The sequence below is a fragment of the Labrenzia sp. 5N genome (assembly GCF_012395805.1).
Classification (GTDB): domain Bacteria; phylum Pseudomonadota; class Alphaproteobacteria; order Rhizobiales; family Stappiaceae; genus Roseibium; species Roseibium algicola.
The window spans coordinates 22,629-47,859 of sequence record NZ_JAAZTM010000018.1; the positions used below are offsets into that span (position 1 = coordinate 22,629).

The 25,231-nt window shown below is 58.6% G+C and carries 21 protein-coding genes and 1 pseudogene; 9 read left to right on the forward strand and 13 right to left on the reverse strand.

Translation table 11 applies throughout. The features are described 5' to 3' along the window. Positions 1-21: 21 nt before the first annotated feature. From HEP89_RS19540 to HEP89_RS19555, 4 genes are all read left to right on the forward strand, one after another. The gene (locus HEP89_RS19540; protein ID WP_168692845.1) at positions 22-618 is read left to right on the forward strand and encodes a nitroreductase; all 597 of its coding nucleotides are present in this window, start codon (positions 22-24) and stop codon (positions 616-618) included. A 3-nt stretch (positions 619-621) separates the two neighbouring features. Beyond that, on the forward strand, positions 622-1,224 hold the full coding sequence (locus tag HEP89_RS19545; protein ID WP_062488500.1) for a flavin reductase family protein: 603 nt from the start codon (positions 622-624) through the stop codon (positions 1,222-1,224). A 338-nt stretch (positions 1,225-1,562) separates the two neighbouring features. Continuing rightward, positions 1,563-2,870, forward strand: coding sequence for a transglycosylase SLT domain-containing protein (locus HEP89_RS19550; protein WP_168692846.1), 1,308 nt, complete (start codon positions 1,563-1,565; stop codon positions 2,868-2,870). Positions 2,871-3,034: 164 nt separating this feature from the next. Then, entirely contained in the window at positions 3,035-4,189 is a 1,155-nt protein-coding gene (locus tag HEP89_RS19555; RefSeq protein WP_023001104.1) for a DUF2336 domain-containing protein, read from the forward strand. Between the two features lie 33 nt (positions 4,190-4,222). Here HEP89_RS19555 and HEP89_RS19560 read toward each other — a convergent pair whose 3' ends face one another. From HEP89_RS19560 to HEP89_RS19615, 13 genes and pseudogenes are all read right to left on the reverse strand, one after another. After that, complete coding sequence (locus HEP89_RS19560; protein ID WP_077292657.1) at positions 4,223-5,977, reverse strand: caspase family protein; 1,755 nt, start codon at positions 5,975-5,977, stop codon at positions 4,223-4,225. 161 nt (positions 5,978-6,138) lie between these two features. Beyond that, on the reverse strand, positions 6,139-7,872 hold the full coding sequence (locus tag HEP89_RS19565) for a caspase family protein (RefSeq protein ID WP_077292658.1): 1,734 nt from the start codon (positions 7,870-7,872) through the stop codon (positions 6,139-6,141). 159 nt (positions 7,873-8,031) lie between these two features. Continuing rightward, positions 8,032-9,786: a caspase domain-containing protein gene (locus HEP89_RS19570; RefSeq protein ID WP_208997700.1), complete on the reverse strand. Its 1,755-nt coding sequence runs from the start codon at positions 9,784-9,786 to the stop codon at positions 8,032-8,034. A gap of 107 nt (positions 9,787-9,893) precedes the next feature. Next, complete coding sequence (locus tag HEP89_RS19575; RefSeq protein ID WP_023001108.1) at positions 9,894-10,418, reverse strand: Hpt domain-containing protein; 525 nt, start codon at positions 10,416-10,418, stop codon at positions 9,894-9,896. Between the two features lie 144 nt (positions 10,419-10,562). Further along, on the reverse strand, positions 10,563-11,372 hold the full coding sequence (locus tag HEP89_RS19580; protein WP_031269325.1) for an NAD kinase: 810 nt from the start codon (positions 11,370-11,372) through the stop codon (positions 10,563-10,565). A gap of 166 nt (positions 11,373-11,538) precedes the next feature. Then, a complete protein-coding gene (locus HEP89_RS19585) occupies positions 11,539-12,303 on the reverse strand; it encodes a trypsin-like serine protease (protein WP_208997701.1) in 765 nt (254 codons plus the stop codon). 141 nt (positions 12,304-12,444) lie between these two features. After that, a complete protein-coding gene (locus HEP89_RS19590; protein ID WP_062488508.1) occupies positions 12,445-13,941 on the reverse strand; it encodes a sulfatase-like hydrolase/transferase in 1,497 nt (498 codons plus the stop codon). Continuing rightward, a complete protein-coding gene (gene phnX / locus HEP89_RS19595; protein ID WP_077292661.1) occupies positions 13,938-14,720 on the reverse strand; it encodes a phosphonoacetaldehyde hydrolase in 783 nt (260 codons plus the stop codon). Before phnX ends, HEP89_RS19590 begins: the two co-directional genes overlap by 4 nt. 9 nt (positions 14,721-14,729) lie before the next feature. After that, positions 14,730-15,857 (reverse strand): TIGR03364 family FAD-dependent oxidoreductase, encoded by a 1,128-nt coding sequence (locus HEP89_RS19600; RefSeq protein WP_077292662.1) that lies wholly within the window; start codon positions 15,855-15,857, stop codon positions 14,730-14,732. Positions 15,858-16,048: 191 nt separating this feature from the next. After that, positions 16,049-16,426 (reverse strand): LysR family transcriptional regulator substrate-binding protein, encoded by a 378-nt coding sequence (locus tag HEP89_RS29895; RefSeq protein ID WP_286201062.1) that lies wholly within the window; start codon positions 16,424-16,426, stop codon positions 16,049-16,051. A 10-nt stretch (positions 16,427-16,436) separates the two neighbouring features. After that, positions 16,437-16,943 (reverse strand): annotated as a pseudogene (locus HEP89_RS29900) (LysR family transcriptional regulator); the annotation flags it as partial. A gap of 6 nt (positions 16,944-16,949) precedes the next feature. After that, a complete protein-coding gene (locus tag HEP89_RS19610) occupies positions 16,950-18,362 on the reverse strand; it encodes an AtzE family amidohydrolase (protein WP_077292664.1) in 1,413 nt (470 codons plus the stop codon). After that, positions 18,359-18,544: a DUF4089 domain-containing protein gene (locus tag HEP89_RS19615; protein WP_167579593.1), complete on the reverse strand. Its 186-nt coding sequence runs from the start codon at positions 18,542-18,544 to the stop codon at positions 18,359-18,361. The genes HEP89_RS19610 and HEP89_RS19615 overlap by 4 nt, the downstream gene beginning before the upstream one ends. A gap of 205 nt (positions 18,545-18,749) precedes the next feature. Here HEP89_RS19615 and HEP89_RS19620 point away from each other — a divergent pair, with 205 nt between their 5' ends. The 5 genes from HEP89_RS19620 (at position 18,750) to HEP89_RS19640 (ending at position 25,218) form a co-directional block, all read left to right on the forward strand. Next, the gene (locus HEP89_RS19620) at positions 18,750-19,337 is read left to right on the forward strand and encodes an ANTAR domain-containing protein (protein ID WP_023001117.1); all 588 of its coding nucleotides are present in this window, start codon (positions 18,750-18,752) and stop codon (positions 19,335-19,337) included. Between the two features lie 60 nt (positions 19,338-19,397). Then, positions 19,398-20,507 carry a CmpA/NrtA family ABC transporter substrate-binding protein gene (locus HEP89_RS19625; protein WP_077292666.1) on the forward strand — a complete coding sequence of 370 codons (1,110 nt, stop codon included), beginning with the start codon at positions 19,398-19,400 and terminating at the stop codon, positions 20,505-20,507. 365 nt (positions 20,508-20,872) lie between these two features. Beyond that, entirely contained in the window at positions 20,873-22,273 is a 1,401-nt protein-coding gene (locus HEP89_RS19630) for a CmpA/NrtA family ABC transporter substrate-binding protein (protein ID WP_023001119.1), read from the forward strand. Positions 22,274-22,364: 91 nt separating this feature from the next. After that, positions 22,365-23,447 (forward strand): ABC transporter permease, encoded by a 1,083-nt coding sequence (locus HEP89_RS19635; protein ID WP_168692848.1) that lies wholly within the window; start codon positions 22,365-22,367, stop codon positions 23,445-23,447. A 10-nt stretch (positions 23,448-23,457) separates the two neighbouring features. Further along, positions 23,458-25,218: a nitrate ABC transporter ATP-binding protein gene (locus tag HEP89_RS19640; RefSeq protein WP_168692853.1), complete on the forward strand. Its 1,761-nt coding sequence runs from the start codon at positions 23,458-23,460 to the stop codon at positions 25,216-25,218. The last annotated feature ends 13 nt before the right edge of the window (positions 25,219-25,231 follow it).

A 25,231-nucleotide genomic window follows, 5' to 3' on the forward strand; every position in this document is an offset into this window, starting at 1 on the left:
ACAGGCCGACAGGATCTTTTCATGCCGAGTAACAGCGCCGGATCGACGGCAACTCTGGACTTTCTGCGACAGCGGCGCTCCCACCCCTCTGTTACCATGACAGCCCCGGGGCCGAACGAAGAACAGATCAACGACATTCTGACCATTGCAGCGCGTGTGCCAGACCATGGCAAACTGGCGCCCTGGCGTTTCGTTCTCTACAGGCCGGAACAGGGACGCACGATCGGTTCCTGGCTGGCGGACCGGTATGAAGCACTCAACGGACCGCTCGACGGCGAGCAACGCCAGAAGGAACTGACCCGCTTCACCCGTGCGCCATTGGTGATCGGTGTTCTCAGCCAGGCAGCCGAGCATCCGAAAATCCCGATCTGGGAACAGGAGCTTTCCGCCGGCGCCGTCTGCATGAACCTTCTGACAGCCGCGGCTGCATCAGGATTCGCGTCGCAGTGGCTGTCCGAATGGTTTGCCTTCGATGAAGATGCTGCCCGTTACCTTGGCGCGCGAGACGGAGAGCGGTTTGCGGGGTTCGTACATATCGGAACCCCGACACAACCACCTTTCGAGCGTCCGCGCCCCGACCTTGCCGATATTGTATCCACCTGGACAGAGACCGACTGACCCATGTTCTACGAAACGGAAAAAAACGACCACGGCCTGCCGCATAACCCGTTCAAGGCTATTGTCGCACCCCGGCCGATTGGCTGGATCTCCACACTCGACAAAGACGGCAAGGCCAACCTTGCACCCTACAGTTTCTTCAACGCGGTCTGCGATACACCGCCGATCGTGATGTTCTCTTCCACCGGGTACAAGGACAGCGTCTCCAACATCGACGCGACAGGGGAGTTCGTCTGCAACATGGCGAACCTCGGCCTCAAGGACGAGATGAACCAGACCTCCGCCTCCGTCGCACATGAGATCTCCGAGTTTGATCTGGCCGGATTGGAGATGGCTGCCTCAAGACTGGTGAAAGCGCCTCGCGTTGCAAAGGCCGTCACTGCGCTGGAGTGCAAGCACCTTCAAACCCTGCGATTGAAGACGCTGACAGGAGACGACACTGACAGCTACGTCGTTTTCGGTCAGGTTGTCGGTGTCCACATCGATGAAAGCGTCATTGTCGACGGGAAGGTGGATGTCACGCTTTACAAGCCGCTATCCCGACTTGGCTACATGGACTACGCCGTGGTGAACGAGGTGTTCCAGATGGGCCGGCCCAAAGTTTAACGATTATCCGAACGATTATGACCGAAAAGGGCGCCGGCAAAGTCGGCGCCCTTTTATTGTGACTTGCCGACTCATGGAAAACGGCGTTATTCGAATGCAGTAGTCGATGTTTTTCCTGGTGCGTTTTTCCAAAGGAAATGGCCGGTAGCCTCTTGTCTGTCCACATAACCGGCTTTCGACATAAGTAGTTCTGACCAGGCACAAAAGAAAAAAGACTCGCCTGTAGTTGCTTAGATCCCCACCTGTGTGTTGTTAAGGTTTTGTTAACCTTTTGGGCGTGAAAGTTAACGCTGAAAGTTAACGAAGTGATAATTTGGTTCCGTCGAGGAGACAGGGTCATGCGAGTTGCTGACACCGCCTCGATCGCGTCTAGGATCGAGCTTGCGTTTCAGTCTGCGAGTACTTCAACGGGGACGTCATTCGACTACCTGGTGAAGACAGCTGCGCGGGAATCGTCATTCAACCCAACGGCAAAGGCCAGAACATCCAGCGCCACCGGGTTGTTCCAATTCATTGAATCCACCTGGCTGGAGACAATGAAGGAAGCTGGTCCGAAACACGGTCTTGAAAAATACTCCGATCAGATTCAACGCTCCAAGAGCGGAAAGTTCTATGTAAGCGACCAGCAAATGCGGCGGGAGATTCTCGACCTTCGGAAGGATCCGGAAATCTCGTCCATGATGGCAGGGGCGCTCACGCAGAAGAATTCCCAGTACCTGGAACGCAGAATCGGGCGCGAACCGAGCGACGGCGAGCTCTATATGGCTCATTTTCTTGGTGCCAACGGCGCAAGCAGATTGATTGATGCGGCCGGCGCCAGCCCGGACATGCGTGCCGACAAGGTTTTTTCCGCCCAGGCACGCGCCAACAAACCGATCTTCTATCATTCGAACGGCAAGGCCCGCTCGATGCAGGAAGTTTACGAGGTTATCGTTTCCAAGCACGATGCCGTCACGATGATTGCGCAGGCCAGCACCAACAAGGACCTGCGGACATCGGGAGAACTCACGCAGGTCGCGACGCTGCCGAATGCAAAGCCTGCGGACGGCGCTGCGACGATCAACCAGAAATCCTTCGATCATCTGGCAGGAGATCCGGCTGCCGCCTTCGCAATGCGGACGAAACCCGCTGGCCCCGGCCAGATCGCGAGAGCTGACACCACAGGCCCTCAATTGCCTCAGAGCGAACTGTTTCAATTGGCAAAGACGGATGTGCCGCTACCTGAGCGCACGGCAGGGCAGGGGGCAACCACAACGGCAAGCGCAGCTTTCCTGGAAGAAAGTGTCGGCTCTGTGACCCCGGACCGTCCGGTGCCGCAAACCACACGCGAAGCAGCCATTGATGGTGATGATTTCGACGCAAGCAACAGGGTTCTGTCGGCCTTCCAGGCGACGGAAACAGCCAATCCGTTCGAGGCTCTGTTCCGCAATGACGGGGCTTCGAACCAGGCAGGCGTCAACCCGCGCTTTGCGTCGGCTTTCGCCGCTGTGGAAGAAGCGGCCCTTGTCAGCGCCCTGTCCGGAGCTTCCAACCAGGTGCAGGCACAGGAACTGGCGTTGGTGAATCAGGGTGGACCGCTGGACCTGACGCGTTTCCTGCGCCTGAAGGCAGAAGAGGAACAAAAGGACCTGCTGCCACCGGCTTGAGCATGGGCAGTTGAAAGACCCGGCTGAAAGCCTGAAGTCTCATGTCCGCCACCATCGGCAAAGGCGGGCATTCGCCAGAGAACCTGGCAAAATTATGGTGAACCGATCGTTAAGCCTTTGATGTCAGACTCACACTCGACTCTTGGGAAGATTGTTTTACCGCCATGAACGCACATGACTTTCACCCTCTGAACGAAGTTGACGAGCGCACCTTGGATATACGGGCCGCGGAAGAATTCGCGGAACGTTATTTGGCAGCCGAACCTGGCAGCCAGGAACAGACCAGCATGGCTGCAGCCTTGACGATTCTTCTCGACGACCCCAGCCGCGCTGTGCGCAAGGCGATAGCAAGCCTGCTTGCGCCAAGCGCCTACGCTCCCGGTCACGTCGTGCGCTGCCTCGCAAGTGATGTCGACGAAGTGGCTTTGCCGGTTCTCAAGCACTCTCCCATATTGACGGATGTCGAACTGGTCGACCTTCTTGCAGAAGGCAGCGACGCAGTTCAATGCGCCATCGCCTCGCGTGAGGGATTGCCGGCTTCTGTCTGCGCCGCCATCTGCGAGGTTGGCTGCGAGCAGGCCTGCAGACAGCTTCTGGAAAACAGAAGCGCCCGCATCCTGCAGTCCTCCCTCCTGCGTATCGCGCAAAGATTCGAAGACCGGCCGGACCTCTGCGACCAGCTTCTGAAAACCCGGGACCTGCCGCTGACCACGCGCTATCAGTTGCTGATGCGGCTCGCGCAGAACCTTGACGATCATCCGATCGTGCTGGAGCGCGTTCCGGAAAACCAGCGTCATACTTTCCTGAGCGATGCGGAAGACAAGGTCGTGCTGCGGCTGGCTCTCGAAGCCGGTGCAGACGATCTGCCGGAATTCGTCGAGCATCTTCGTGTCAATGGCAAGCTGACCACCCGGTTGCTGCTGCGCGCGGTCTGCTGTGGACGCTTGCGGTTTTTCGCTGCCGCTCTTGCCAACCTTGGCCAGGTGCCGTTGCCGAGGCTGTGCAAGCTTCTGGTGACGGTTCGACGGTCGGCGCTGCAGGCCATGCTCCGCAAGGCCGGTTTGCCTCTACGGGCTCATCAGGCCTTTCTGCTGGCCATTGACATTGCCCGGCAGGCGGATGCCGACTTCACCTATGATCTGGCGCTGGACGAAGCCCGCATGCTAACGGAAACACTGCTTTCCGAAATGCAGGACGGTGCCCTGGGGGCGGACGAAGACGTGACTGCATTCCTGCGCCGTTTCGCCATCGACGTTGCACGCTTGGAAGCGCGGCTATTGGTGAAGAACAGCGGCCTTCAGGTGACAGCCGCTGCTTGAACTGCTGTCAGATTCCATTTCAAAAGCTCGACCTTACCTCCAGAAACAAGTCGGCTGTGTGCCTGATTTGAGGTTGCGATTGCAAATCACTTGCCGACCGCAAGGGTGTGTGATGGTCGCAGTGATCTGCCGGTTGTTGAAATGAACCAGCCTTCTGGAAGATGCCGTCGGATTGGCGGGGCAAGCACCACTTGATTGTACTGTCTTAGTGGAGTTGGACTTCTCGTTCGATTTGGAGGGTGTCTCCTGCCGAACGGCGATGCACTTGCCGTTCTTCAGTTCCTGATTTCGGCCACATGTCAGCGGGCACACTCGGCCTGTCGATTGCTTCAGACGGTCTAGAATTGAAGGGTCCGGGTCGAGCGAGGCAAGATCGACACCTGCTTCGCGGCTGAAAGTCCTCAAAGCCTGCCGGCTACGGTTGCCCCAATCACCATCAACACGACCAACCGAACACCCAAGGCGGTTCAATTCGGTTTGCATTGCAGTGGCGAGTTCTTCAGGCGAGAGTGACCGGCTGCTTGTTGAAGGAACAATTGCTGGAGCAGGTTCGGTTGATACTGTTTCCTGCTGCGGCAGGGCAGCAACGGTTATCTCCTGCGCAGGGGACGTGCTGTTGGAGGCGTCCGCAGCCTTGGCTGCCTTTGCCGCAGCGGCGGCAGTAGCTGCCGCTTCCGCCTGCTGTTGCAGTGAAGATATATTCAGCCTTGCCAGCTTGGCGTAGATCCCGTCCGGATATTGCTCCAGATAGGTTTCATACATTTCCGGCCGGGTGGCGTTCTGGATTGATTGCCAGAAAGCGATTTCAGCGGAGGTGTCGGGCTTCGCGTTGCGGGCAGCTTCTGCCTCGCTGCGGCTCTTGAGCTCATCGATCCGGATCTTGGCGATATCCGCGAACTGGCCTTCGGGATATCGGGTCAGGTAGGTTTCGAAATAGGCAATAGATTCGCCGGACTTGATGGAATCCCAGTAGGCCAGTTCGATTTGCGGGTTGATCGCGGGCTTCTCCGGTTCGACGGGCTGAACCATCTCAAGCTGTTTGAGAATGACTTCGCCAGTCAGCGAGGAATTGTCCCAGGGAACCTGCTGGCCCTTGGTGGCTTCCAGAACGTCCCGGCGCACCATTACCAGGTCGCGGGTGATGTCCTGACCGGGCGTGCCGAGATGCTTGATCAGGGCAGTTGTAAACGGGCTGTTCTCGCCATCGCCGTCAAGCGCGACATTGCCCGGCTGGGTGGCGAAGGAAACCAGGGAGCCGACACCGGAGCCGATCTTCGCAAGTCCACGACCGACTGCGCTTGAGCGCGTCCCCATGGACCGGGCGAGGTTTTCCGTAAACGGGTTGTTTCGGCAGGCATCCAGAAAGACCAGGTTGACCTTCGTGCTTTGCTCCATGGCATTGAGCACAAGATTTGCGGGCAGGGCCTCGAAATCAAGGTCGAGATGAGTGCTGAGTTCGGCGTCGACCGGGACGAGATAATTCTCGCCGTTCACCTGGATGCCATGGCCGGCATAGAAGAACAGGGCAAGGTCAGCGTTGTCGAGCTTCTTGATGAACTCGCGCACGGTCTGGCGCATGTCCCTCAAGCTGAGGTCGAGACCTGTGACAACATCGAATCCGAGGTCCGTCAGCTTGTCCGACATGCCCTTGGCATCATTGTAGGGGTTCTTCAGCTCCGCGACATTCGCGTAGCCGGAATTCCCTATTACGAGAGCTACCCTTCGTTCGGCATGTGCCGCGCTTGCGGCAAACACAAGTAGCAACAGGCATGCGATTATCTGCTTCACAGGCGGTTCTCCAAACCTACCAGCTCTCGGGAGCTGCCGTGTAAAACTATTCCGGTTACTCTGCTGTAGGGCACTCCGGCAGGCCGGGATCATAATTCAGATCGCGGCTCGCCGGCACACTTCAACTTTAAACGTACTTAAATCTGGCTTTAACCGTGTGGCTAAATCCAGTTGCAGCTCAATATCCAGCTGGCCTTTGAACCTTTGCAAGCGAGCTTCCTGCCGCACGGGTGTGTCAACGTCTGTCGTCCGACACCGGGCACTCTGCCGATGATCTTGTTGCCGTAAATAGTCGGGTTTTTCGGGCAACTGTCGGCGGTCTTGGACTTGGTGCTCGGCTTGGAGCCGTTGCCGGAAGGTTCAGGTTTTCTGGTTGCGACACAGCGACCGTTCTTCAGTTCCTGGTTCCGTCCACAGGTGAGCGGGCAAACGCGTCCGGTTGATTTCTTGAGCTGGTCCAAAATAGCGGGACTTGGGTCGAGTGAGGCAAGATCGATGCCCGCTTCGCGTCCATAGGTCCTCAGTGCCCGACGGCTCTTGTTGCCCCAATCGCCATCAACCCTGCCAACCGAACAACCGACGCGGTTGAGTTCAGTCTGCAGAGCCGTAGCCAGTTCTTCAGCGGAGAGCGGTGTGATTGGCGAAGGAATGACGCCTGCCGGTGTTTCGTCAGGTGTCAACGCGGCAACGGTGATTTCCTCGTCGCGTTTGGTAGCAGTTCTTTCAGGCACCGGGTTGGGCGCGGCCGCTGAGGCCCGGGCCTTGCGGAGGCTTTCTGCTTCGGCCTGGCGTTTGATCGATTCGATCTTCAACCGCGCAAGGTCGGCGTAGATCCCTTTTGGATACCGGGTAATGTAACTTTCGAACATCTCCGGCCGGGTCGAATTCTGGATTGTTTGCCAGTAGGTGATCTCAGCCGTTGCATCCGGCTTGTTCTGCTGGGCCTTGTCACGTTCGGCCTTTGCCTTGATTTCGTCGATACGGATCCGGGCGATGTCGGCAAACTGGCCGTCGGGGTAACGGCTCAGGTAGGTTTCAAAATAGGCAATGGATTCGCCGGACTTGATCGAATCCCAGTAAGCCAGCTCGATCTGCGGGTTGATCGCTGGTTTTTCCGGCTCAATGGGCTCCACCATCTCAAGCTGCTTGAGGATCACTTCGCCAGTCAGCGAGGAATTGTCCCAGGGAACCTGCTGACCTTTGGTGGCTTCCAGAACGTCACGTCGCACCATTACCAGATCCCGGGTAATATCCTGTCCGGGTGTGCCGAGATGTTTCAGCAAGGCCGTGGTGAAGGGGCTGTTCTCGCCATCGCCGTCAAGCGCGACATTGCCCGGCTGGGTGGCGAAGGAAACCAGGGAGCCGACACCGGAGCCGATCTTGGCAAGGCCCCGGCCAACAGAACCGGAACGTGTGCCCATGGACCGCGCAAGGTTTTCAGCCAGCGGATTGTTCCGGCAGGCGTCCAGAAACACCAGATTGACCTTGGTGGAATGCTCCATGGCATTGAGAATGAGATTTGCCGGCATCGCCTCGAATTCAAGATCGACGTAGGAATTCAGCTCGGCATCAATCGGCACCAGATAGTTCTCGCCACTTACCTGCAGGCCATGCCCTGCGTAGAAGAACAGGGCTATATCAGCACCTTCGAGCTTGGCGATGAATTCCCGCACTGTCTTTCGCATATCCCGAAGCGACAGGTTGGTGCCGGTCACGACCTCGAAATCCAGACTGGTCAGTTTTTCGGCCATGCCTTTGGCGTCGTTGTCCGGATTGGTGAGCTGGGTGACATGTTCATAACCGGAATTACCGATCACAAGCGCCACCCGGCGTTCGGCATGTGCCGCGCTTGCGGCAAACGCAAGAAGCAAAAGGGATACGAGGATCTGCTTCACAATCGATTCTCCAGAGCTACCTGATCTCGGGAGCAATCGGGCACAAAATCGGCTGCTCCCCCGAAGGGTAATCCGGCGATTCGGGATCGGAATTCAGATCGCGGGCTCACCAGAAAAATTCAACTTCAAACATTCATAAATCAGACTTCAGCCGAACGGCTAAAGCCAGGTGCAGGTCTTTACCCAGCTGGCCCTAGAACCTCTGCATGCGAGCTTCCTGCCGCAGGGGTGTGTAAGGGTCTGGCGGCCGAGGCCATGAGATTTTCCAATTACCTTGTTTCCATAGGCAGACGGGTTTTTCGGGCAGCTGTCAGTTGTCTTCGTCTGCGTGCTTGGCTTGGGGCTGTTGCCGGAAGGTTCAGGCTTTCTGGTCGCGACACAGCGACCGTTCTTCAGTTCCTGGTTCCGTCCACAGGTCAGCGGGCAGACACGTCCGGTCGATTTCTTGAGCTGTTCCAGGATCGAGGGATCCGGGTCGAGTGATGCCAAATCGATCCCGGCTTCGCGGCCATAGGTTCTCAGTGCCTGACGGCTTCTGTTGCCCCAGTCGCCGTCAACACGGCCAACCGAACAGCCAACCCGGTTGAGTTCTGTCTGGAGAGCCGTTGCAAGCTCTTCAGGCGATAGCAACGATACCGGGGATGTCGAGGTCGTTGACGGCGCCTGATCAGGCGTCAGGGCGGCAACGGTGATTTCGTCTGCAGGCTTGGACGTCGTTCTTTCAGGCGATGCATTCGCTGCTGCCGTAGCGATGGCTTGGGCTTCTGCCTCTGCCTGAGCCTTGCGGCGCGCATCCGCTTCCGCCTGGCTCTTGATAGACTGGATTTTCAGCTGGGCAAGGTCGACATAGATCCCGTTCGGGTATCTGCCGAGATAACTCTCGAACATCTCCGGGCGGTTCGAATTCTGGATTGTCTGCCAATAAGTGATTTCGGCTGTGGCATCCGGTTTCGCTTGCTCGGCCTTGTCGCTTTCTGCCTTTGCCTTGATCTCGTCCAGACGGATCCGGGCGATGTCGGCGAACTGGCCTTCCGGGTAGCGAGACAGATAGGTCTCGAAGTAGGCCGCATTCTGTCCCGACTTGATCGAGTCCCAATAGGTGAGTTCGATCTGTGGGTTGATCGCCGGCTTTTCCGGTTCGACGGGCTGCACCATCTCAAGCTGTTTGAGAATGACTTCGCCGGTCAGTGAAGAATTGTCCCAGGGAACCTGCTGGCCCTTGGTGGCTTCCAGAACGTCCCGGCGCACCATTACCAGGTCGCGGGTGATATCCTGACCGGGCGTGCCGAGATGCTTGATCAGGGCAGTTGTAAACGGGCTGTTCTCGCCATCGCCGTCAAGCGCGACATTGCCCGGCTGGGTGGCGAAGGAAACCAGGGAGCCGACACCGGAGCCGATCTTTGCAAGGCCACGACCGACTGCGCTTGAGCGCGTCCCCATGGACCGGGCGAGGTTTTCCGTAAACGGGTTGTTTCGGCAGGCATCCAGAAAGACAAGGTTGACCTTCGTGCTCTGTTCCATGGCGTTGAGCACGAGATTTGCGGGCAGGGCCTCGAAATCAAGGTCGAGATGGGTGCTGAGTTCGGCGTCGACCGGGACGAGATAATTCTCGCCGTTCACCTGGATGCCATGGCCGGCATAGAAGAACAGGGCAAGGTCTGCGTTATCGAGCTTCTTGATGAACTCGCGCACGGTCTGGCGCATGTCCCTCAAGCTCAGGTCGAGACCTGTGACAACATCGAACCCGAGGTCCGTCAGCTTGTCCGACATGCCCTTGGCATCATTGTAGGGGTTCTTCAGCTCCGCGACATTCGCGTAGCCGGAATTCCCTATTACGAGAGCTACCCTTCGTTCGGCATGTGCGGAAGTCAAAGACAGCAATAAAAGAAAAAAGAAACAAAAAAAATGTTTCACGGCCATTCTCCATGAATAGGCCGAATGCTATGCGCGCTTGAAACCTGAGTCAATCAACTCTTTGACGTTGCGGCATAAACCTTGTTGGCAATTGGTCTACTGGTCCGTCAGACGTCATCAGGTTTCGGCGGAAATTGAGCCAGATATTCTTCCGTCACGCCTTGCAGGGTTTTCAGAAGTTCGACGCCGGTCTTGTTCGCTTCGTCTTTTGCACCTTCGGCGACCATTGCGCGAATGGCTTCGACGTAGCGTTCGACGAGGGACAGGGGCAACTTGTCGGGAGACGGCACGGTTTCGATCAGGTGACAGAAGCTGGCGGCGACTTCGCCAACCAATGGAAAACCAAGTGTCAGGGCCTGTCCCTTGATGTTGTGTGCAGCCTGAAACAGGGCGGCGAGGGTGTCGTCGTTTAATCCCTGTGCGCGAACAGCTTCCCAGGCGTGGAGCAGGGTGGCGCTCTCGTTGTTCATCCAGGTTCCGAAATGGGAGGACAAGCGTTCGAGTGCTGCTTCAGCCGCCTTGACCGGATCGAATTTCTTGGCCTCGCGAGGTGTCAGTTCCCGCACCTTGCTGCGCAGGTCCGAAGGCGGGGACAAGATTTCATATTCCTGGTCCTTGGCAGTGTCGGCCATGACGGCAAATGTCCTCGTTATCCTCGCTCGGTCCTGACTTCAGAACACCTCGGTGGCAAAGCCTTCGGGCATTCGGCCGGAGCCTGTGGCTCGCAGTATCGGCAATCATACTTAACAGGGTGTTTCCGCCAGGATGTTTCGAAATTAATAGCGGAACATTTCAGTGAGGATACGTTCGTCCCAACCGTGATCGGAATCAAACATGATCACGCCTTCCGCTTCGGCCGCCTCCCGGACTGCAACATGGGTGACGTGACGGATTTCAGTGTGGTCGGCTGACGCGCTGACAGGGCGTTTGCCGGGATCCAGTATCTCGATATCTACCTTTGCGCCGTTTGGCAGGATCGCGCCGCGCCAGCGCCGTGGCCGGAAGGCGCTGATGGGGGTCAGCGCGAGCAGCTGTGCGGTGATTGGCAGGATCGGGCCATGCGCAGATAGATTGTAGGCAGTGCTCCCCGCCGGTGTCGCGACAATGATGCCATCGCACACAAGTTCTTCCAGCCGGACGCGTCCATCGACCGAGATGCGCAGCCGGGCGGCCTGCGATGTCTGGCGCAGGAGTGACACCTCGTTGATGGCAAGGGCGTGATGGATGCCTTCGGAGGTCGTTGCCGTCATTTCCAAAGGCCGGATCGTCGTGATGTCGGCCAGCGCTAGCCGGTCCTTCAGGTCGTTTTCCCGGTATTCGTTCATCAGGAAGCCGACCGAACCACGGTTCATGCCGTAGATCGGTTTGTTGCTGCCCATGTGCTTGTGAAGGGTCTGCAGCATCAGGCCATCACCGCCGAGTGCCACGATGACATCGGCTTCAGCCACCGGAACGTTGCCGTAGCGGGCGGACAGGTCTTCCTGAGCCTTGAGTGCTTCCTCCGTGTCGCTGGCGACAAAGGCAAGCTTGTCGGTGGAAACCGGCCGGAAGTGTTCAGCACTGGAAGGAGGCGCAGATTGGTACATGAGCCAAGGGGTCTTTGCGTCTGGCAGTCTGCCGGCCAAAAAGCTGCACGCGTTGCGAAGCTGCTCCGGGCCGAATTCAGGGAATAGCACCATAACCGGGCAACCGGCGTTGGTGCAGAGAAAATTTGTCTTTCGGTTCAGATTATGCCCGTCGGCTGAATTGTCGTCAGTTGTCCGTATCAAGCGATGACCGGAGTGGCGGGGTTGCCGGAGCACTGTCACCGCTGCAGCTCGGATTGGCCAAAAGGTCCTGCCATTCCAGGAAAGGCACGATGGCTGAGCGAACAGCGTCGATCTTGGCCGACATGATGCCGGCAACACGGAGCCCGTTCGGCGTTTCCACCAGGAGCGGACCGCCCGATGCGCCGGCTTCCGATGCGCAATCCGTTACCCAGCTGTCCTCGGCGGTTCCCATGACCCTGCAAGCGGGCACGACGGTTGGCAGAAACCGGCGGCTGCGGCGGTAGCCTGCGGATTGAAACTGTGTGTCCTTGGTCAGAACTGTTGCCTCATCCAGCGAAAGCACCGGAACGGGCGGTAATGTGCTGGGTTCCTTCAGCAGAATGATCCCGACATCCTTGTGTACCTCCCGCAACCTGGGTTTCTGCCGTGGCTCGTATCCTGCAGCGGTGATGGTGCATGCAGGTTCCAAGCGGGCGGAGTATTCGTCCCGCCGAACACCGGCCATGAACAGAAGGTCTTCGATCGGAAAGGGCTTGCGGGTCGTCTTGTTGTAGAGGCAATGGGCGGCTGTGAGCACGATATCGGGTGCGATCAAGGTGCCGGTACACATGGCAGTCGACCTGAAGCCGGCAACGTTTACCCGTCCTATGGACGGCCAGGGGGGATCGACCGAGTCAATGACCTTGAGCTCAATCGGGGCCGCGGACACATGCTGGTGCGAGAACAGGGCGACGAGAGCCAGCCCCATGGTCCGGAGGACACTCCGTCCAATCCCGGTGAATAGCCGATTTTTCCGCAAAGTCTGACGCATTCTTCAGAGTCCCATTGGAGGGTTCATTCTGTCGTTCGACGCTTAACGTGACGCTAAGCGGACCTGCGAAAGTCCACGCTATTCCCGATAGTAGTCCCAGACCAGGGTGCGGGCCAGGGTCTCGTCGTTGTGGCGCATCCGGGTTGCCACAAGGGCATCAAGGTTGGCGATCACCAGGTCCGGGTGACTGGCCGCCTCGTTGACCGGCGCGGTGGACGTGCAGGTGGCCTTCATCAGAATGTTGGGCATTCCGGAGAAATGCACGAACTGCCATTCCGGCCCGAGGCGGCAAAGTGCTGTGGAGGATCCTTCATGGGCAGATGCCGGGAACTTCTCCGGCCATTTTTTCAGAAATTGCCGGTAATCGAACTCCCAGAGAGCAGCATCTCGCCAGGACAGAGGCGTTTGTCCGCTGAGGTACGGCAGCAGGCTGGCTCCGTCCGGGGCATGCTCGGGTTCGATATCCAGCAGATCCAGGAGTGTCGGGAAGATATCGGTCGAGGACGTGAAGGCGGAGACCCGGTTCGCTGCACCGCCACCCGGTGCCCGTATCATGAGGGGGATGTGGTAGCTCTCGCGGTAGAACCCGCTTTTGCCGAGCATCCAGTGATCGCCCATCATCTCCGCATGATCGGAGGTGAAAACAACCAACGTGTTTTCGAGTGGTTCCAGCGCCTCGAAGATCCGGCCGAGCTGTGCGTCAACTTCGGTGATCATGCCGTAATAAAGTGCTCGCAACCGCCTGAGATCGCGCTCCGTCAGATCACGAACGAAGTCAGTGGTCCCCGGTAGATGGGAGGCCAGCTGCTGATAATCCTGCAGGGCTTCCATGAAGGGGTGAAACGCAGCTTCCTCCGCCGCAGTTGGTGCCCCGGAGAAACCCGGCCCGTCATCGGGATTGTAGAGGGTGTTATAGGGGGCAGGAGCGGCAATCGGCGGATGCGGTCGCAGGAAGGAAACATGCGCCATCCATGGCCGGTCTTCATCCTGTTCTCCAAGCCAGGTGAGGAAGGCATCCGTCATGAAGGCTGTCTGGGTTTCGTCCTTCGAATACCTGGCTGCCTTGAGGCTGACTTTTTCACCTTCTTCGGGTTCCACGTGATGGATGGTAGGCAAACCTGCGGGATCGTGACCGCGTGAAACCATCCAGGAAAGCCACTGCTTTTCGTCCTCGGCAAGCGGCTGGCGTACCCAGAAGCCGGGCAGAACACCTTCATAGGAAGTCAGGACGGGGTCGTTCGGGTGATGCAGGCGCGGATCGGGTGAGGTATCGGTGTAGCCGAACAACGTTGGCGTATATCCGGCCCGGCGGGCAGCACGGGCGATATTGTCGAACCGATCATCGAGTGGTGCGCCATTCCACACGACCCGGTGGTTCATCTGGTAAAGTCCGGTATAGAGCGAGGCCCGTGCAGGAGAGCACGGAGCCGTTGCCGCATAATGCTGCTCGAAAACTGTTGCCGTTGCGGCGAAGGCATCAAGGTTCGGCGTCCTGACAACAGGGTGTCCAACTGTGCCGAGACAATCGCCCCGCCACTGGTCAGCGGTGATCAGCAGGATATTCGGACGTGTCATTCCGCTTCCAGTTTCTCGATCAGGGCTGGCAGATCCGCGACCGTATCAATGACGTAGTCGGCGCCGGCTTTTTTCAGCTCTACCGTTGCATGCTGGCGCAGGACGTCAACCTGATCTTTCGAAAGTGCAGCGAGTTCCTCCGGTGTCTTGCCTGCATAGTTGCCTGACAGCGCAAGACCAACAGTCAGGCAGCCGGCTGCAACACCCTCGGCAATGCCCGGTTCAGTGTCGTCCACCTTGATGACCGCGCTCGGCGGGTAGGCCACCAGATCGACGAAGCACTGATACATGCCGAGCGGACCGGGACGGCCTTCCGGCAGGTCGTCGGCACAGATGAGATTGTCCGGTTCATAACCCTGTTCGGCAGCTTTCGGCAGCACGCGTTCCATGATCGAGCGGGTATAGCCGGTGGTCGAGCCGATTTTCATGCCCTTGGCGCGAAGCAATCTGACAACCTCGGCAGCACCTGGAACGAGATCGGAGAAATCGGCGACGACTTCCTCGTTCATTGGAACGAAGACCTTGTAGACCTTGTCCACATCGGCATCAGTTGGTGCTTGGCCGTATTTGGCGATCCATTGGGCGCAGATGTCCGGATCATCCATCATGGAGCGGATGTGGTCCCACTTCGGTTTGCCCATCGGGCCGCGTGCCTGGTCGATGGTTGCGGTAATGCCGAAGGTCTCGAAGGCCTTTACGAAGACACCCATCGGGGCAAAGGAACCGAAGTCGATCATGGTGCCGGCCCAGTCGAAGACCACGGCTTTGAATTTGCTCATCTTGTTTCCTCATGCATAGAGATCGGCAATGGTTTCTTCGCCGATGGCGAAGGCGGCGGAGGCACCGCAGCCGGCCGTGACGACGACAATGCGGGTACTATCGTCCGGCGCATCGGTGAAGCGCCAGCGGTCCGGGGCAGAGGCGTAGGTGCCGATCCAGGTTTCAGAAATGTCATAGGGGCCAAGATCGAGGATCGTCTCCATCTCGCCCAGGATCAGGTCGTTCACGGTCTTGTCGATGAACGGATCGGGTGTCGAGCTGTAATGATGGCTGTCGCCGACAACGAGACTGCCGTCTTCGGACTGGACAACGATCAGGTGAATGCCGTTTTCCCGGTGAACAGCCATCTCCCGATCCAGCCGGGCTTTCAAAGGCTCTGCTTCGGGGAGTTCGGCATAGCCAAGATATCGCGCAAGGCCGAGGTCAGACATGACTGCGGTGCCAAGGTCGATACGATTGCGAGGGGCGACGCGTAACATCTGCAGTTTACAGCGCGTGACTTCGTAAGTGGCGATCCGGTCAGCAAAAAGCGTCGTTCCATCGTCGCCGGGGCAGATGATCACGGTCTCCGCGTGCACCGTCCCGCGCGAGGTCTGAAGCTTCGGCGCCTCGACAGAATTGACGCTTGTCTGCCAGAGGAAGTCGACTGCATGGGCTTCTTTCAGCCAATCGGCGATCCGGGGCAGGGCATCTTTCGATTCCACACGCACTTCCAGCGGTGAATAGAGCGCGCAGGTGATTTTCTCCTGTCGCAAACAGGGAACCTTGTGGGCGGCCTCAGCGGGTGTCAGGCGCCGACACTCCGCACCCATTTCTGTCTTCAGAAACGCGTCGATAACAGATTCCGATTCCGGGAGCCTTGCGGTCATGGTCAGACCCTCGTGCAGCAGCGGTATGCGGGCGGCTTTCGCAACTTCTGCCCACACCTGTCGGCTGCGCGATGCTTTCTGCCAGCAGTCGCCTGCCTGTTGGCCGGTTACGGTCACAAAGCCGAAGTTGCGGATCGAGGCGCCATTTGCCTGGCTGTCGCGATCAATGACGACAACTTTCTTGCCGCGCCTGACTGCTGCGAGGGCATGCGCAAGCCCAACGATCCCGGCACCGACGATCGCAAGGTCATAAGATCTCTGTTTCATTCAGGCGGTCTCTGGAAATGTGCTGGAGCCGTTCGAAGTCAGTATCACGCTTTTGTCGCGGGCGATGAAATCGGCTCTGGTGCAGTGTTTTTGAAAACGTCAGGCGCCAGTAATCACGGAAGTGTCTTTCGGTCTATCAAAGATCGGAATGAATAGGTTTTAATTATCAAATGACGGGTGACTTCAATTTGTCATGGGGCGGGCAAACCGGCTCGAAATGCCTCTATGGCGGCCACTGTACCCATATCTTTTTGCCAGACTGCAAAATGGTTTGCGGTGAGGTTCGCGTCTTCGATCCTGACACCGACACAACCGTCGCGCTCGGTGATTTCCGCTTCCAGAGCGACACCGATACCCGAGCCGGATCTGACCAGCGTTGCGATTGACCCCCACGAGCCAAGAGCGAGCGCGGTCTTGGGTCTTGTCCCGGCAAGCGTGGCAGCGGCTTCGAACAGTCTGCGGGTACCGGAACTTCCTTCGCGTTGGAGGAGGGGGAGCTCGGCGACGTCTTTCCAGGAAGCGCTGTCCTTTTTTTGCCAGCGGGTGTTCGGGAGGAACCGCGAGGACAATGCGTGTCTTCAGGATCAGTTCGCCTTCGAGACCTGCCGGAATTTCGCGTCCGGTAATGAAGCCGATATCGAGAGAGCCTGTTTCGATCAGGTTGACGATGTCCTGGCTTGCAAGGGCGCGTGCCTCGATCGAGATGGTCGGGTGTTTCGCCATGAAGGACGAGATGATCGGGATGGCGAGCTGATAGGTTGAATAGCCAATCCTGAGTTCACCAGCCGCCAAGGCGCGGTGGTGAGACAGCTCGGTTTCCAGATCACCTGCCAATGCCAGCAACGCCCTGATGCGGGGTAATAGAGCGACCAGAGCCGGGGTCGCGGAAACTGAATATCCGGACTTTACCAGCAGTTTTGTCTTGAAGCGGCTTTCCAGACCCTGAATGTGATTGGAGATGGAGGGTTGGGAGACGCCGATTTCCTTCGCCGCATCTGTGAAGCTCCCGGTGCGTACCACCGCTTCCAGCGCTCGCAGTTGCGCCAGGCTGAGATTTCCTGTGGTGCGGGCCAGTTCCCTTTTCACCGGGCTTCAGGCCGTCAAATTGGCGACGGGCGCGCGGCAGATACCTGTCTGTTCCAGGTGGTGAGCGACACGAAGCGCCAGATCCTCGCGCCAGGCAGGGGCGATCACCTGAACACCGATCGGCAATGTCGCCCCTTCCAGCCAGACCGGTACCGTCACCGCGGGAAGGCCGATGAAGGAGATTGGCTGGGTAAACAGGCCGATGTTGGGACGGGCCGGCATGGTTTCACCGCCGATCGTGAAGGTCTTGGTACCTGACGGCAGGGCCGGGAAGGGGGTGGCCGGGGCCAGAAGAACATCGACATTCTCGAAGATCTTGCGGAAGAGGTCGCGAAACCAGCTCCGGAAGCGCTGAGCCTGCTGGACCCAGATTGCCGGTACCATGGTTCCCGCCAGGAAGCGGTCACGCGTTTCCGGGTCAAAGTCCTGCGGCCGTTCCAGGATGCGGCCAAGATGCAGGGTAGAGCCTTCGGCCGCCGTGATGACATAGGCCGCGGCACGGGCCCGGGCAGCTTCCGGAATGTCGATCTCAAGGCTTGCCCCAAGCGCCTTGGCGACAAGATCCACTGCATTCAGGGCATCCGGCAGGGCCTTGTCGCGGAAATAGCCACCTGCCACGGCAATGCGCAGCGGGCCGATATCTTCCTGCAGCCGGTTATGGGTCTCGATTTCCGGATGGTTTGCCTGGGCCGGGTCCGCGGGGTCGTGGCCCTGCAGGACGTCAAAGATCAGGGCAAGATCTTCTGCCGATCGTGTGAGTGGGCCCAGGTGATCGAGACTGCCGACAAACGGATATGTGCCTGCACGGCTGAGACGGCCATAGGTCGGTTTCAAGCCGAACAGGCCGCAGAACGAGGCCGGCACGCGGATGGAGCCATTGGTATCGGAGCCCATTGCCAGCGGCACCATGCCGGCAGCCGTTGCCGCGGCAGATCCGGAGGAAGAGCCCCCGGTCATATGACCCGTATCATGAGGATTGCGGCAGATGCCGTCGTGCGCGCTCTCGCCGGTAAAATCATAGGCGTACTCGCCCATGTGGGTCGCGCCGACCAGAACTGCGCCAGCGTCTTTCAGCTTGCGGACCAAAGCCGCATCGGCAGAAGCAGGCGGGTTTTCGCGATTGATCTTCGCGCCGGCGCGGGTTGTCAGGCCTTCGACATCATACAGGTTCTTGACCGCATATGGCACACCGGCGAGTGGCAGTGTTCGGCCCTCTGTAATCGCGTCATCGACAGCGCGCGCTTCAAGAAGTGCACGCTCCCCCAGAACGTCGGTAAAGGCGTTGACCGTCGGATTGAGACGTTCAATGGTCTCGAGAGATGCGTAGGCAACTTCCAGAGCCCTGATGTCGCCGCTGTTGACGGCTGTGGCCGTCTGAGCCGCGGAGCGGGTGTTCAGTTTGCTGTTGTCCTGGCTCATGGAACAAAGACCGGTGCGGCTTCGGCGTGGCCTTCCAGCGGAAAATCCAGGACGGCTTCGGCAGCTTTCTCGATCGCGGCGATGTGCATTTCCACAACAGGGCGCCAGTCTTCTTCGATCGTTAGCCCCAACATCTTTTCCATGTGGGCCACATGCGCCTTGGGCTCAAACGTGTCCGCCATCCCGCTTTCCTTCATCCTGAATTTTCCCGGTGCATCATTCTAAGGCTGTGGGGTTCTGTCCAGAGGAGAAATCTTCTTTTGGTTCCGTCTTTGGCAAGTCCGATTTCAAGCGCTCCAGCGTCACTTCAGAATGTCTCCACAGGACAGCGTTGTTGCGGCGCAGCATTTTTGTTGCATAAAAAATAGCCCTGCGCATAATGGCGGCATGAGCGGCGGGCTTTCCATTCTGGTTATAGATGACAACAAGATCCGTGCCTCGATCATCGAGCAGGGATTGCACGATGCCGGGCACGATAGGGTCATTCTTGTTCACCAGATGGAAGGACTGGTTCGTCAGATCGCCGACATCAATCCGGATGTGATTGTCATCGATCTGGAAAACCCGAATCGCGACCAGCTGGAACACATGTTTCAGGTGTCGCGTGCGGTGCGGCGACCGATTGCAATGTTCGTCGACAAGTCGGACAGCCATTCCATAGAGGCCGCCGTCGATGCGGGGGTGTCGGCCTATATCGTCGACGGGCTCAAGCGGGAGCGGGTCAAATCGATCCTAGACATGGCGATCAGCCGCTTTCGCGCGTTTTCCAGGCTGACAGAGGAGCTGGAGGAAGTGCGCTCTGAACTTGCAGACCGGAAAACCATCGATCGGGCCAAGGGCATCCTGATGAAATCCAAGGGGCTCAGCGAGCAGGAGGCCTATGACCTGTTGCGTCGTACGGCCATGAACCAGAGCCGGAAGATCATTGATGTGGCGCAGAGCCTGGTGATCGCCAGCGGACTTCTGGGAGACTGACGCGATGACAACAAAAAACACCGAGTGGGGAGAAGCGGCCAACCAGGGGACTGGAGTATCATGGATACGAACTTGAAGCCCGTCATCGCCGGATTTATCCCGCTTCTGGACAGTGCCGTTGTCGTGGCAGCTGCCGAACTCGGTTTTGCCGAGCAGGAAGGCATTGCGCTTAAGCTTATCCGCGAAACATCCTGGGCCAATATTCGAGACAGAATTTCGGTCGGTCATTTTGACGTGGCGCATATGCTCGCCCCGATGCCGATTGCATCCAGCCTCAACCTGACCAGTCTTGCCGTGCCCATGCTGGCGCCCATGCTTCTGGGGCTAGGTGGCAACGCAATTACGGTTTCCAACGCACTCTGGGCGGACATGTCGGCTGTCGGAGCCGATCCGGAAGGCGATCCGGTGTCGACCGGTGCGGCGCTCGCGCGGGTGATTGCCGACCAGCAGGAGGCGGATGCGCCGCTGCTTCATTTCGGGGTTGTGCACCCGTTTTCAGGCCATGCCTATGAATTGCGCTATTGGCTCGCCGCCGCCGGAATTGATCCGGACCGGGATGTCGAGATTACCGTACTGGCGCCGCAGGTCATGGCGGATGCCCTGGCCGCTGGCCAGCTCGATGGATATTGCGTTGGCGAGCCCTGGAACACGGCTGCGGTCGACGCGGGAACGGGGCGCATTGCAACCTACAAACAGGCCATCTGGCCGGACAGTCCGGAAAAAGTGCTGGGCGTGACGCGCAAATGGGCCGAAGCCAACCCGGAAACGCTGGCCGCGCTGATGCGTGCCTTTTCGGCAGCCGCCGACTGGTGCTCCGACCCGAAGAACAATGCCGAGCTGGCCGACATGCTCGCAAGGCCGGACCTTCTGGCTTGCCCCGCTGAAATCTGCCTTGCAGCGCTGTCGGGCCGCATCAGGCTCGGCCCGGTCTCGGTGAAGAACGTTCCGGACTTCCTGACCTTCTCGGGTGGGCTCAAGGCGGCGCCAATGCCGGTTCATGGCAAATGGTTCTACGAGCAGATGGTTCGCTGGGGGCAGGTGGAGCGTTCGCGAGAGGCGGAAAGCGAAGTTGAAAAGGTCTTTTCTCCGACTGCCTATCTGGAGGCTCTGGAGCTGACCGGAGAAGCGACAGACATGACCATCGAAATGTTTGACGGCGCCCGTTTTTAACTTCCGAGACAGCTCGCCTGGAGCCGGGGTAGTCTGGTTGCGTTGCACAAAATTCGTTCAGTTGCCTGCAAGCTTCGATGATCAAATATGCAGCTTGAGCATATGGTCAAAATTTTCACAAAGAGTAAGTATCTGTAAATAAAGAGAAAAGCCAATTTCTCCAAATTGGCACAGTTCGTGCTTTTAAGCAGGTGAGGCCGACGCTGGCCTACCAGATATCGCACCCACTGCCGGGTGCACAGGCAAAGCCGCCGATCTGAACCGCATGGGAATTCCTCCCGTCATGCGGTTCGGTCGGCGGCTTTTTTATTGCTCCTGTGCCCGGCTGAAGAGGGCGCAGGACGAACGAGGGACAGGACGCGACAATGAAAAAGACCCTGAATATCACCCGCCGGACCGCATTTGGCGCCCTGATGGCAGCCACGGCACTTGTGTCCGCTTCCAGCGCATATGCCGAGATGCTGGATGTCGAAAAGGACGAACTCACCTTCGGCTTCATCAAGCTGACGGACATGGCTCCGCTCGCGGTTGCCTATGAGCTCGGCTATTTCGAGGAAGAAGGCCTTTTCGTAACCCTGGAGCCGCAGGCCAACTGGAAGGTTCTGCTCGACCGGGTCATCACGGGCGAACTGGATGGGGCGCACATGCTGGCCGGACAACCGCTGGCGGCCACCATCGGTTTCGGCACGAAGGCACACATCGTGACGCCGTTCTCCATGGACCTCAACGGCAACGGCATCACCGTTTCCAACGAGATCTTCGAGATGATGAAGCCGCACCTGGAGATGCAGGACGACGGCAAGCCGGTTCACCCGATCAAGGCAACCGCCTTGAAGCCGGTCGTCGACAAGTTCAAGTCCGAAGGCAAGCCGTTCAACATGGGCATGGTCTTCCCCGTCTCCACCCATAACTACGAACTGCGCTACTGGCTGGCATCCGGTGATATCAACCCGGGCTTCTATTCCAGTTCGGATATCTCCGGCCAGATCCAGGCAGACGCTCTGCTGTCGGTCACTCCGCCTCCGCAGATGCCTTCGACGCTGGAAGCCGGCACCATCTATGGCTATTGCGTCGGCGAACCCTGGAACCAGCAGGCAGTCTTCAAGGGCATCGGCGTTCCGGTCATCACCGATTACGAGATCTGGAAGAACAATCCGGAGAAGGTCTTCGGTCTGACGCAGGAATTTACCGAAGAATATCCGAACACCACGCTTGCGCTTACCAAGGCGTTGATCCGCGCGGCCAAGTGGCTGGACGAGAACGATAACGCCAATCGTATGGAAGCAGTCGAGATCCTGTCCCGCTCGGAGTATGTCGGTGCGGACGCAGAAGTAATCGCCAACTCCATGACCGGCACCTTCGAGTATGAGAAGGGCGACAAGCGAGACGTTCCCGACTTCAACGTCTTCTACCGCTACTTCGCGACCTATCCCTACTATTCCGATGCCGTCTGGTACCTGACCCAGATGCGCCGCTGGGGGCAGATTTCCGAGTACAAACCCGACAGCTGGTACGACGAAGTCGCGCGCTCGGTCTATCGCCCTGACATCTATCTGAAGGCCGCAGAAATGCTGGTCGAGGAAGGGCATGTGGCCAAGGAAGATTTCCCCTGGGAAACGGACGGCTACCGCGCTCCAACCCCGTCGGCGGACATCATCGACGGCATTCCCTACGACGGCAAGCAGCCGAACGCCTACATCGACAGCCTTCCGATCGGCCTGAAAGGCAAGCAGGTGGTCGACGGCAACCAGGTCGTGGGCGGCTGATCTTCCCCAAACTTGAGCGGCGGTCTGCAGCCCCGCCGCTCGTTTTTCTCATTCGACACGAACCGACAGAATTCGAACAAGGATTGACGACATGGCCAATGCCGATACCGCAGGCAGTCAGGACCTTGCCCGTGCCGCACGCCGGGAAAAGCTCTTCACACGGATCAACAAGGCCGCCGGCTGGCTGGATGCGCTCGGCCTTTCCTGGACCGTGCCGCTCCTGAAAATTGCCGCAGGCGACAACCCGAAGGAGCAGCTGGGGGAACTCAAACGCGTTCTCGTAATTCCTCTCCTGGGCATCATCGCCTTTCTCGTCCTCTGGGGAGCGCTGGCGCCCCAGGTGCAGACATCCCTGGGCGCAGTTCCCGGGCCGGCGGCCGTCTGGAGCCAGGCGGTCAACCTCTGGGACGATCATGAGCGCGAGCGTGACAAGGCCGCTGCCTTCTACGATCGCCAGGAACAACGCAATGCCAAATACGAAGCTGAAGGCAAGACCGACAAGATCAAGTGGCGCGATTATACCGGCAAGCCGACCTATATCGACCAGATCGGCACCTCGCTGAAAACCGTCGGCCTCGGCTTCCTGATCGCAACGCTGATTGCCGTGCCGCTTGGCATTGCCTCCGGTCTGTCGCGCTCCTTCAACGGCGCAATCAATCCGCTGATCCAGATCTTCAAGCCGGTGTCGCCGCTGGCATGGTTGCCGATCGTCACGATGATCGTTTCGGCAACCTATGCCGATCCTGTCGACTGGCTGTCTAAATCCCTGCTGATCTCCGCCGTCACCGTGACGCTCTGCTCCATGTGGCCGACCCTGATCAACACCGCGCTGGGTGTGGCCTCGGTCGACAAGGACCTGATGAATGTCGGCCGTGTTCTGCAGCTGCCGACCTGGAAGACCGTTACCAAACTGGTTCTGCCGTCCTCTCTGCCGCTGATTTTCACCGGGCTGCGCCTGTCGCTGGGTGTGGGCTGGATGGTGCTTATTGCGGCAGAAATGCTGGCGCAGAACCCGGGGCTTGGAAAATTCGTCTGGGACGAATTCCAGAACGGCTCTTCCCAGTCGCTCGCAAAGATCATGGTCGCTGTCCTGACCATCGGCATCATCGGCTTCATGCTCGACCGGCTGATGTTTGCCCTGCAGCGCGCCTTCACATTCTCGGCCAATCGCTAAGGAGACGGATATGTCCTTTCTGGAAATTTCCGGCGTCTCCAAATCCTATGGCGAAAATGCCACCCGGACGGATGTGCTGGACGATATCAATCTGAAAGTGGAAGAGGGCGAGTTCATTGCCATCGTCGGGTTTTCCGGCACCGGCAAGACCACGCTGATCTCCCTGCTGGCCGGTCTCATCGAGCCGGACAAGGGCGGCATCATCTTCAAGAACAAGGAAATTGACGGGCCGCACCAGGATCGGGGCGTCGTGTTCCAGTCCTATTCGCTGATGCCGTGGTTGTCGGTGTTCGGCAATGTGGCGCTGGCCGTCGACAGCGTTTTCAAGAAGAAGAGCGCCGCTGAGCGCAAGGCGATCTGCGACAAGTACATCGAGATGGTCGGTCTGGGGCATGCCAGGGACCGCAAGCCGTCGGAACTTTCCGGTGGCATGCGTCAGCGCGTTGCCGTGGCACGGGCACTCGCCATGCAGCCTGAGCTTCTGTTGCTGGATGAGCCGCTGTCCGCTCTTGATGCCTTGACCCGCGCGAAGCTGCAGGACGAATTCGCCGCGATCTGCGACGAAGAGAAGAAGACCATCATTCTCATCACAAACGATGTCGATGAGGCAATCCTTCTAGCAGACCGGATCATACCCCTGAAGCCCGGCACACCGGCAACGCTCGGTCCGGAGTTCAAGGTGTCGTTTCAGCGGCCACGCGATCGCGGTGAACTCAATCACGATGACGACTTCATTCGACTGCGTGCCGAAGTCACCGAATACCTGATGGAAGCAGGTGCCGAGCGTGGCGCTGATCTGGAGCGGGAAATCGTTCTGCCGGACATCGTTCCGATCACCCAGCGTCCAAAGCCTGCCGACAAGCTTCCGGCGGCCTATGAGCGGGCATCGGAATCCGCGGTTCAGGACCGTTATCTAGACTTCTCTCAGCTGAAGAAGGTCTACCCGACGCCGAAGGGGCCGCTGAAGGTTGTCGACGGTTTCGATCTGAAAATGAAGAAGGGCGAGTTCATCACCCTGATCGGCCATTCCGGCTGCGGAAAGTCGACGGTCCTGTCCATGGTGGCTGGCCTCAACAAGATCACCGAAGGTGCCATCGTCTTGGACGGCACTCATGTGACGCAGGCCGGTCCGGACCGTGCCGTCGTTTTCCAGGCGCCGAGCCTGATGCCCTGGCTGACAGCATACGAGAATGTCGAGCTTGGGGTCGACAAGGTCTATCCGGATGCGTCCAGGGCCGAAAAGCGGGACGTGATTGAATATTACCTCGGCAAGGTCGGTCTGTCGGACGCCATGCAAAAGGCTGCTTCGGAGCTTTCCAACGGCATGAAGCAACGCGTCGGCATTGCACGGGCCTTTGCCCTGTCGCCGAAGCTTCTGCTGCTGGACGAACCCTTCGGCATGCTCGACAGCCTGACCCGCTGGGAGCTGCAGGACGTCCTGATGGACGTCTGGAAACGCACCCAGGTGACGGCCGTCTGCGTCACGCATGATGTCGACGAGGCCATCCTGCTCGCCGACCGGGTGGTGATGATGTCGAACGGGCCCAATGCCCGCATCGGCAACATCATGGAAGTGGACCTGCCACGGCCGAGGTCGCGCAAGGAGCTGCTCGCCCACCCGGATTACTACGCCTACCGCGAGGAGCTTCTGGACTTCCTGGAAGCCTATGAGGGCGGCGCAGACCCGAGCGAAGACCAGTTGAAATCCATTCAGGAAAAGCGGGCCGCACGGATGGCCCGTCAAACCGCGGCAGCCGAAGCAGCCGAATGAAAGTCTGGAGAAA